This is a genomic window from Halomonas sp. BM-2019, from assembly GCF_017584085.1.
Map to the genome: position 1 here is coordinate 795,523 of NZ_CP071922.1, position 9,328 is coordinate 804,850.

The 9,328-nt window shown below is 67.8% G+C and carries 10 protein-coding genes; 5 read left to right on the forward strand and 5 right to left on the reverse strand.

Going from position 1 to position 9,328, the window contains the following annotated elements:
• The 3 genes from J5F18_RS04095 to J5F18_RS04105 all read right to left on the reverse strand — a co-directional run.
• The coding region (locus tag J5F18_RS04095) for an amidohydrolase (RefSeq protein ID WP_346301056.1) at nucleotides 1-1,186 on the reverse strand (1,186 nt) is incomplete at its 3' end.
• 17 nt (nucleotides 1,187-1,203) lie between these two features.
• Nucleotides 1,204-2,667: a sodium:solute symporter family protein gene (locus J5F18_RS04100; RefSeq protein WP_346301057.1), complete on the reverse strand. Its 1,464-nt coding sequence runs from the start codon at nucleotides 2,665-2,667 to the stop codon at nucleotides 1,204-1,206.
• Nucleotides 2,660-2,872 (reverse strand): hypothetical protein, encoded by a 213-nt coding sequence (locus J5F18_RS04105; protein WP_119023053.1) that lies wholly within the window; start codon nucleotides 2,870-2,872, stop codon nucleotides 2,660-2,662. Before J5F18_RS04105 ends, J5F18_RS04100 begins: the two co-directional genes overlap by 8 nt.
• A 160-nt stretch (nucleotides 2,873-3,032) precedes the next feature.
• On the opposite strand from J5F18_RS04105, the gene J5F18_RS04110 reads away from it, so the two are divergent.
• The 3 genes from J5F18_RS04110 (at nucleotide 3,033) to J5F18_RS04120 (ending at nucleotide 5,489) form a co-directional block, all read left to right on the forward strand.
• Nucleotides 3,033-3,944, forward strand: a complete 912-nt coding sequence (locus J5F18_RS04110) for a LysR family transcriptional regulator (protein ID WP_346301058.1) — start codon at nucleotides 3,033-3,035, stop codon at nucleotides 3,942-3,944.
• 229 nt (nucleotides 3,945-4,173) lie between these two features.
• Entirely contained in the window at nucleotides 4,174-5,007 is an 834-nt protein-coding gene (locus J5F18_RS04115) for a 3-keto-5-aminohexanoate cleavage protein (protein WP_346301059.1), read from the forward strand.
• Nucleotides 5,008-5,087: 80 nt separating this feature from the next.
• The gene (locus J5F18_RS04120; RefSeq protein ID WP_346301060.1) at nucleotides 5,088-5,489 is read left to right on the forward strand and encodes a nuclear transport factor 2 family protein; all 402 of its coding nucleotides are present in this window, start codon (nucleotides 5,088-5,090) and stop codon (nucleotides 5,487-5,489) included.
• Here the strand turns inward: J5F18_RS04120 and J5F18_RS04125 are convergent.
• Nucleotides 5,434-6,447 carry a LysR family transcriptional regulator gene (locus J5F18_RS04125; RefSeq protein WP_346301061.1) on the reverse strand — a complete coding sequence of 338 codons (1,014 nt, stop codon included), beginning with the start codon at nucleotides 6,445-6,447 and terminating at the stop codon, nucleotides 5,434-5,436. The two genes, J5F18_RS04120 and J5F18_RS04125, sit on opposite strands and share 56 nt — an antisense overlap.
• A 265-nt stretch (nucleotides 6,448-6,712) precedes the next feature.
• On the reverse strand, nucleotides 6,713-7,615 hold the full coding sequence (locus J5F18_RS04130) for a LysR family transcriptional regulator (protein WP_346301062.1): 903 nt from the start codon (nucleotides 7,613-7,615) through the stop codon (nucleotides 6,713-6,715).
• Between the two features lie 104 nt (nucleotides 7,616-7,719).
• On the opposite strand from J5F18_RS04130, the gene J5F18_RS04135 reads away from it, so the two are divergent.
• Nucleotides 7,720-8,838 carry a muconate/chloromuconate family cycloisomerase gene (locus J5F18_RS04135; protein ID WP_346301063.1) on the forward strand — a complete coding sequence of 373 codons (1,119 nt, stop codon included), beginning with the start codon at nucleotides 7,720-7,722 and terminating at the stop codon, nucleotides 8,836-8,838.
• An 83-nt stretch (nucleotides 8,839-8,921) separates the two neighbouring features.
• Nucleotides 8,922-9,212, forward strand: coding sequence for a muconolactone Delta-isomerase (gene catC, locus J5F18_RS04140; RefSeq protein WP_346301064.1), 291 nt, complete (start codon nucleotides 8,922-8,924; stop codon nucleotides 9,210-9,212).
• Nucleotides 9,213-9,328 lie beyond the last annotated feature (116 nt).

Here is a 9,328-nt window from a genome sequence, read left to right on the forward strand (position 1 = left end):
TCTCCGTGACGCTGCCGCCCGGGGTATCGGCCCAGCGCGCCGGCGGGGTGGCGCCGATAAACCAGTAGACGCAGGGGATGTCCTCGCCGCCGAAGCCCCCCGCCTCGGCGTTGCCGAAGAAGGGGAAGTCCTCGCTGCCGTTGAGGCGCGGCATCGCGTAGAGGTTCGCCTCGCCGAAGTGCGCGCCATGGGCGCGGCGCACGTGTTCCACCGCCACGGGGTCGTTGTGCAGGGCGATGGTCTCGTTGAGCACCCGGAACTCGGGGGGCTTGGGCGAGCGGCCGGCCTCGCACTCGGCGCGGATGATGCGCTCGATGCTCTCCACCACCTGGCGGTGCAGGGCGTTGTCGAAGCTGCGCACGTTGATCTCCAGCTCCGCCGAGTGGGGGATGATGTTGGCCTGGGTGCCGGCGGCAAGCTTGCCGACGGTGACCACCACGGTCTCCTCCGGCGGTACCTCGCGGGAGACGATGCTCTGCAGGCGGGTCACCACATGGGCGGCGATCACCACCGGGTCCACGGTCTGGGCGGGCATGGAGCCATGCCCACCCGCGCCGTGAATGGTCACCGCCAGGTTGGTGCAGGCGGCCATGGCACCGCCGGCGATATGGCCGACGGTGCCCGCCAGGGCCGGCATGTTGTGCTGGCCGAGGATCACATCGGGCCGCCCGAAGCGCTCGTACAGGCCATCCTCGAGCATGGCCCGGGCGCCGCCGAAGATCTCCTCGGCGGGCTGGCAGACCAGCATCAGGGTGCCGGACCAGTGCTCCCGGAGGGCGGCCATCACCCCGGCCGCGCCGACCACGCAGCTGCTGTGCAGGTCGTGGCCGCAGGCGTGCATCAGGGGTACCGTGCCGCCCTCGGTCTCGACCGTCCGCGTGCTGGCGTAGTCCAGGCCGGTCTGCTCCTTGATCGGCAGCGCGTCCATGTCGCCGCGCAGCAGCACCGTGGGGCCCTCGCCGTTCCTGAGCAGGGCCACCACACCGGTGCCCCCCACGCCGCGGGTCACCTCAAGGCCCAGGCCCTCCAGGGCCTCGGCGAGCCGTTCACTGGTCCTGTACTCCTGGAAGGGCAGCTCGGGGTACTGGTGCAGCTGGCGATAGAGCGCCTGGACCTCCTCGAGGGTGGCGTCTACCTGGGCGCCGATGGCGTCCTTGAGATCCTGGTCTGGGGTCAGGGTGGTCATCATGGCCTCCGTGGCGCTCATTGGGGGGTGGTGCCGGACTGTGGCTGGGCGCTGCGGGCCGGCTGGAAGAGCCGCTGCCAGAGCGCCACGGTGCCCACGTTGAGCAGCATGGCCCAGACGCCGGCGTGCCAGCCGAGCGGCGAGCCGACGGCGAACTCCATCAGCAGGTAGGCCAGGCTGCCCACCAGGGCGCCGGCCATGACGCTGGCGCGCCGCAGCTTCGGCAGGAAGAGCGCGCCGAGCACCATCGGGAAGAGCTGGACGATCAGGCCGTAGGCGCCGAGCAGCAGCAGCACCAGGGAGGCCGGATTGGCCAGGGCGAAGAGGTAGGCGATCAGCGACAGGCCGAGCACGCTCCAGCGCGTCGCGTTGACGGTGGTCTTCTCGCTGGCGCCCTTCATCAGGGTGGGGCCGGCCACGTCGCGCACCAGCACGATGGCGGCGGTATGGGCCAGGTTGGCGCCGGTGGACATGGCCGCCGCCAGCGCGCCGGAGAGCATCAGGCCGATGATCCAGGGCGAGAAGTTGGCCACGTCCATGACCATGCGCAGCAGCACGGTGTCGGAGCGCACCAGGGGCTCGTCGGCAAACACCAGGATGCCGGCGAAACCGATGAACAGCAGCGGCACCAGCAGGTAGGCGTAGAGCGGGTAGAAGACGCTGACCTTGCGCAGGGTCTTGCCGCTGTCAGCGGAGTAGAACTTCATGAACAGGTGCGGCCACATGGCGCCGCCGAAGGCGCTGACCAGCACCGCGGTGCTGAAGTAGCCCCAGTTCATGCCGGTGGCCCCGGGCATGGTCAGGTATTCGGGCATGGTCAGTTGGATCTGGCTGAACATCTCGCCCACGCCGCCGTAGAGGCGCTCGGAGATGGACAGGCCCAGGAACCAGGCGATGGCGATCATCATGATGCCCTGGATCAGGTTGGTCCAGCCGATGCCGCTCAGGCCGCTGCAGAAGACGTAGGCGGCGACCACCACGAAGGCCAGCAGCGCACCGAGCCAGAAGGGAATCAGGCCATCGGTGGCGGCCTGGAAGAGCAGCCCCGCGCCGGCGATCTGGATGGTCAGGTAGGGCACCAGGGCCAGCACGCCGATCACCCCGGCCAGTATCCCGAGCGGCTTGCTCTGGTAATGGTCGGCGATCATGTCGCCCTGGGTCAGGTAGCCCTTCTGGCGCCCCAGTTCCGCGACCCGCGGGCCCATGGCCCAGATGGTGATCGGCACCAGCGACAGGTAGGCGAGGATGTAGAAGGCCGGCGCACCGTGCTGGTAGCTCCAGCCGGGTGCCCCCAGGAAGGCGAAGGCGGAGAAGATCTCGGCGCCGAGGATGAAGAAGAGGATCACCACGCCCACGTGGCGCCCCCCCGCGACATAGCCCTCGAGGCTCGAGCTCTCCTGGCCGCGGGCGCGCAGCCCCACCCAGAGTACGCCGAGGAGGTAGGTGAGGGTGATGCCGACGACGATCAGTGAATCATTCATGGCGGCCACCTCCGTGACGAACCACGAAGGCCACCCACATGCCGGCGAACAGCACCAGCATCCACAGGATGTACCAGAAGAACAGGAAGGGGAGGCCGAGCACGGTGGGCTCGATGCGGTTGGCGATCAGCGCGCCGGGCCAGATCATGGCCAGGGTGCACAGCGCGAAGTGCAGCCCCGTCAGCAGATGGTAGGTCTTGGTCATGGTGAGGGTCCAGCTCGCCCAGGGCGAGACTTGTTATGGGTTGTCCGCTCACTATGGGAGAGGAATCTCGATAGCAAAAATATGGCTTTCGCATGGTTGCCATGCTGTATTGATATGGGTAGCGTCCTGCCATCCCCCTCAGGCCTCGGTGAGGTGACCCATGGAATTCCGCCAGATCAGCTACTTCGTGGCCGTGATAGAGACCGGCTCGATCTCCGCCGCCAGCCGGCGCGTGCATGTCGCCCAGCCGGCACTGACCCGCCAGATTCGACTATTGGAGGAGGACCTGGGCACCCGGCTGCTGGTGCGCCACGCCCGCGGGGTGCAGCCGACGGTGGCCGGCAGGGCGCTCTTCGAGGAGGCGGTACAGCTGCTGGATACCCGGACCCGCATCCGGTCGCGGCTCTCGGCGCTGGGCAAGGGGCTGATCGGCCGGGTGAGCCTGGGGGTGACGGTGACCCACCTGTGGGTGCCGGAGGTGGCCACCCTGCTGAGGCGCTATCGCGACCGTTACCCCCAGGTCGGCTTCGAGGTCTTCCCGCTGCTCTCCGGGCCCCAGCTGGAGCGGCTGCGGGAGGGGCAACTGGACGTCGGCATCCTCTATCTGGACAGCGCCGAGCAGCCGGGCCTGGTCACCCGCTCGCTCCAGCATGACCACCTGATGCTGGCCGTGCCGGAGGCCTCGCGCTGGGCGGACGCGCCGCCGAGCCGCCTGGCGGAGCTCGCCGAGGCCGACTTCGTGTGGGGCTTTCGCAGCGTCTCACCAGTCTACTATGACCGGGTGATGGCCCACTTCGCCCGCCTGCAGTTCGAGCCGCGGGTGGTGCAGTACGGGGCCGATAACATCACCATCCTCAGCATGGTGGCCGCCGGCCTCGGCCTCGCCATCGTGCCCGCCGCCAGCCGCTGGCACCCCATGCCCGGGGTGCGCTACCTGCTCCTGGACGAGCTGACCCGCTGCGACATGCCGCTGTGGATGGCCTGGCGGGAGTCGAACGACTCCCCGGCGCTGGCCAACCTGGTCGACCTGGTCGGCAGCTGTTTCGATGCTCCCGGCGCTTCCGGGATTTGACGCCCGGCCGAAAGCGAGCTAAATTTGTTCGCAGTACAAAACTATGTTCGTGATGCGAACATTGCGAGCCGACGGCACGCCCCTGGCCGGTGGCGATGAATCTCGACGGCGCTGTGCCGGCGATCCGCCGCTGCACGTGATCCCGGCGCCCCCTTCGCCATCGCACCGCGAGCTCGAACAACTCCACCATCCACGCCAGCGCAGCGTCATGGCGTAACGAGAGGTCACCATGTCCAATCCCTGCATTATCTGCGTTGCCATCACTGGCAGCCTGCCGCGCAAGGAAAACAACCCGGCCGTTCCGGTCACCATCGAGGAGCAGGTCGAGAGCACCCAGGCGGCCTTCGAGGCCGGGGCGACCATCGCCCACTGCCATGTGCGCAACGACGACCAGACGCCGAGCTCGGATCCCGAGAAGTTCGCCCGCCTGATGGAAGGCCTGAAGAAGCACTGCCCGGGCATGATCATCCAGCTCTCCACCGGCGGCCGTTCCGGCGCGGGCGAGGAGCGTGGCGGCATGCTGCCGCTCAAGCCCGACATGGCCAGCCTCTCGGTGGGCTCCAACAACTTCCCCAACCGGGTCTACGAGAACCCGCCGCAGCTGGTGGACTGGCTGGCCGAGGAGATGCTCAAGTACGACATCAAGCCCGAGATCGAGGCCTTCGACCTGTCGCACATCCACCAGGCGGTGAACCTGTCGAAGCAGGGCAAGCTCAAGGCGCCGCTCTACGTCCAGTTCGTGATGGGCGTGAAGAACGCCATGCCGGTGGACAAGCCGACCTTCGACTTCTACATCGAGACCCTGAAGCGCCTGGCGCCCGACGCCCAGTGGTGTGGCGCCGGCATCGGCTCCAACCAGCTCCTGCTCAACGAGTGGTCCATCGCCGCCGGCGGTCACACCCGCACCGGCCTCGAGGACAACGTGCGCATCGACCGCGACACCCTGGCCCCCTCCAACGCGGCCCTGGTCGAGCGCGCCGTGGCCCTCTGCGAGAAGTACGAGCGCCCGGTGGCCACCTGGCAGCAGGCCCGCGAGATCCTCGGTCTCGGCCAGCCCGCCTGAGCCATCCGCACGGGTACACGCCGCCTGCCGTCTCACGGCAGGCGGCGTTCAGGTTATTGCGATACCCGGAGGGGAAGTGCATGAACACGACAGTCGATGCCCGTACGCCTGACCATGACGAGATCGTGCGCGTGGTGCAGTGCTACGTGGAGGGTTTTCAGGGCCGTCGGGAGAAGCTCGAGGAAGCCTTCCACGGGGACGCCTGGATCCTGGCGGTGGACGCCGAGGGCGGCTTCAGCAAGGACCTGATCCGCGACCGCTTCGAGCGCTGGGCGACCAGCCACCGGCCGGTGCGGGGGCGTGTCATCCAGGTGACCCAGGCCGGTGAGGTGGCCAGCGTGCTGCTGGGCTTCGATAACACCGAGGACCTGGCCGACTCCTGGGTGGACGTGCTGGCGCTGATCAAGCTCGACGGCCGCTGGAAGATCACCCACAAGAGCGCCGTCCACAGCAGCCGGGCCGCCTGGGCGCAGCCGAGCTGAGCCCGCCTCGCGCCTGATCGGCCGGCGCGCCATAAGCGGGCGCCGGTCGCGGTCTCACTCGGCAAACATCGCGAAGAGTTGCCCGCGCAGCCAGCGGTTGCCGGCATCCCGGTGGAAGCGCCGGTGCCAGAAGAGATTGATGGCAATCTCGGGGAAGGCGAGGGGGTGCTCGCGCACCGCCAGGCCGAAGCGTTCCCGGGTGGCCTCGGCGAACTTGTCGGTCACCGTGACCACCAGGTCGCTGTCGCGGATGATGTAGGGCACGGCGGCGAAGTGGGGCAGCGCCAGCCTGACCGGGCGTCACGCCTGCGCGGGCCAGCTCCTCCTCGACGATGCCGTGCCCGGTCCCCTTCGCCACCACCACCGCATGGGTGGCGGCCTTGAACTCCTCCAGCCCGAAGGTGCCCGCGGCCAGCGGGTGATCCTGACGCATCAGGCAGACGTAGCGCTGCACGAACAGCCCCCGCTGATAGAAGCCGGCCCCCAGCTGGGGGATCAGGCCGATGGCCAGGTCGACCCGCCCCTCCTCCATGTCTCGCTTCAGGTCCTCCCGATGGCTGCGCAGGGTGCTGAGCCGGACGCCGGGGGCCTCCCTGGCCAGGTAGCCGAGAAGCCGCGGCAGGAAGACGATCTCGCCGATATCGGTCATGGCCAGGCGGAAGGTGCGCTCGCTGGTCGCCGGGTCGAAGTCGTCGTGAAGGTTGAGGGTGTCGTGCAGCCTGGCGAGGGCCTCGGCGATCCCCGGGTGGAGCTGGCTGGCGCGGGGGGTCGGCTGCAGGCCCCGCGAGGTGCGCTCGAACAGCTCGTCGGCCAGCAGCCGGCGCAGCCGCTTCAGCGCATGGCTGACCGCCGGCTGGGTCACCCCGAGCCGGTCGGCGACCCGCTGGGTGTTGCGCTCCCGGTAGAGCAGGTCGAACACCACCAGCAGGTTCACGTCGATCTCCGCCAGCCGCAGCATGGTGTCTCCTCCTAACGGGCCGTCAGGCAAGTGATATTACTCTCCTTTATTCATGTAATGAACCTGCCTTTGTTGTGTGCATATCGTGGGGCCCCTAGCCTGGGGTTCACGCTGCCTCGCAGCCTGGGCGGGTCGGCAACTGTACGGCAAGCGTTGCTGAAGCTTCAAGGCGTGCCATTGAGCCCGGGCGCCCAGCGGCTGGCGGCCCTGTTTCGGCGGGATATCGCCGCGTTGCTGCCTCAGGCTCAGGGATAGCGCCCGCGGCTCAGGGATAGCGCCCGCGGCGGCGGTTCTCCACCAGCACCTCGAGGATGGCGTTGGCCTCCTGCATGATCGGCGAGGGGGTCTCGCCGCGGCGTCGGCTGCACAGCACCGGCGACGTCAGGCTCCGGTCGGCCAGGTAGACGAAGCTCACGCCGTCGCGGCGTACCCGCTTGACCTGTTCCGGCACCAGGCTGATACCGATCTCCGAGGCCACCAGGCCCAGCGCGGTCTGCAGCTCGTTGGCCTCCTGGACCACCTCGACCTTGAGGCCCTGGCGGCGGAACATGCCCAGCATGATATCGGCCATGCTGGGGCGGGGCTTGGCGGGAAAGAGGATCAGCGGGTAGCGGGCCAGCTCCTCGAGGGTGGGGGTGGTGCCCTCCAGGGGGTGGCCGCAGGGCACCGCGGCCATGATCGGCTCGTCGAAGAGTACCTCCTGCTCCACCTCCGGGTCGTCGATGCGCAGGCGCCCGAAGCCCATGTCGATGCGCCCCGCCTTGAGGGCCTGGACCTGCTGCACGGTGGTCAGCTCGGTCAGGCTCAGCTCGACATTATCCTTTTGTCGTAGGTCGCGCACCAGCAGCGGCAACTGCCCGTAGAACACCGAGGGCACGAAGCCGATGCCGAACAGCGTGCGCTGGCTTCTCGACATGCGGCGGGTGGCCTCCACCGTGGCGTCCACCTTCTCGAGGATCTGCAGGGCATGCTGCTGGAAGAACAGCCCCGTGGGGGTCAGGCGCAGGCCGCGAGGCCCGCGCTCGAACAGCTCGGCGCCCACCTCCTGCTCCAACTGCTTGATCTGTCTGGATAACGGGGGCTGCGACATATGCAGCCTCTCGGCCGCACAGGTGAGATTGAGCTCCTCCGCGACGACACAGAAGTACCTGAGATGGCGCAGCTCCATGATACCTCCTGGGTATGGCAGGTCACCCAAACAATATTGGTTGGATCTTCCCGCTGCAATCAGACTGCCATGCAATCACCTTATTGCCCGCACCGGGAGCCGCCATGACCGCCACCATCCAGTCCATCGAGACGCTGCTGGTCGACCTGCCGACCATCCGTCCCCACAAGCTCTCCATGACCACCATGGCCTGCCAGACGATGGTCATCGTGCGCATGCGTCACAGCGACGGCATCGAGGGCCTGGGCGAGGGCACCACCATCGGTGGCCTGGCCTATGGCCCCGAGAGCCCCGAGAGCATCAAGTGCAACATCGACGCCTACCTGGCGCCGCTGCTGATCGGTCAGCCCTCCGGCAACATCAATGCCCTGCGCGCCCTGCTCAATCGCCATGCCCGCGGCAACATGATCGCCAAGTCGGCGCTGGAGACCGCGCTGCTCGACGCCCAGGGCAAGCGCCTGGGCCTTTCCGTGGCCGAGCTGCTGGGCGGAGTCCGCCAGACCCACCTGCCGGTGCTCTGGACCCTGGCCAGCGGCGATACCGCCAAGGATATCGAGGAGGCACAGCTGCGCCTCGAGCAGCGTCGTCACTGTGACTTCAAGTTGAAGATCGGCGCCAACCCGGTGAAGCACGACGTGCGCCACGTGGCCGCCATCAAGGAGGCCTTGGGCGACCGGGCCAGCGTACGGGTCGACGTCAACCAGGCCTGGGACGAGTCCACCGCCGTCTACGGCATCCAGGCCCTGCAGGACGCCGGCATCGAACTGATCGAGCAGGCCATCCCGGCCCGCGAGCATGCCGGCCTGATCCGCCTGGCCGATCGCTTCAACGTGCCGATGCTGGCCGACGAGGCGGTGCAGGACGCCCGCGACGGCCTCGACCTGGCCCGCGGCGGCTTCAACGGCGCCTTCGCCCTCAAGATCGCCAAGTCCGGCGGCCTGCAGGGCGTGCTGGAGCTGGCCCATGTGGCCCAGGCCGCGGGCATCGGTCTCTACGGCGGCACCCTGCTGGAGGGCACCATCGGCACCGCCGCCTCCCTGCACGCCTGGGCGACCCTGCCCGAGATGGCCTGGGGCACCGAGATGTTCGGCCCGCTGCTGCTCAAGGACGACATCGTCGTCGAGCCGCTCAACTATCACGAGTTCGGTGTCGACCTGCCAAAGGGGCCTGGCCTCGGCATCACCCTCGACGAAGACAAGCTGAACCACTACGCCCGTAAATAAGAGCCCTGCAAGCGATGGCCCGCCAATTATTCATGCGTCGAGAAAGTTGGCGGCTGCGATCAGACTGAGAGGAGGAGAGACCCATGCTGTTCCAGGTTGAAATGACCGTCAAGCTGCCGCCGTCCATGCCGGCCGAGCAGGCCGCCGAGATCAAGGCCACCGAGAAGGCCTACTCCCAGGAGCTGCAGCGCTCCGGCAAGTGGCGCCACCTGTGGCGCGTGGCCGGCAGCTACGCCAACGTCAGCATCTTCGACGTCGAGGACAACGCCGAGCTGCAGGAGATCGTCTCCAACCTGCCCCTCTTCCCCTACATGGAGATCAGCGTCAAGCCGCTGTGTCGCCATCCGTCCTCCATCCGCGAGGACGACTCCTGAGTCACGGATGAATCACGCCAGCGCCCGTCATCGGACGGGTGAATAAAGAGAATCCAAGAGGAATCCACCATGACCGTGAAGATTTTCGATACCCCCGAAGTGCAGGACTTCCTGAA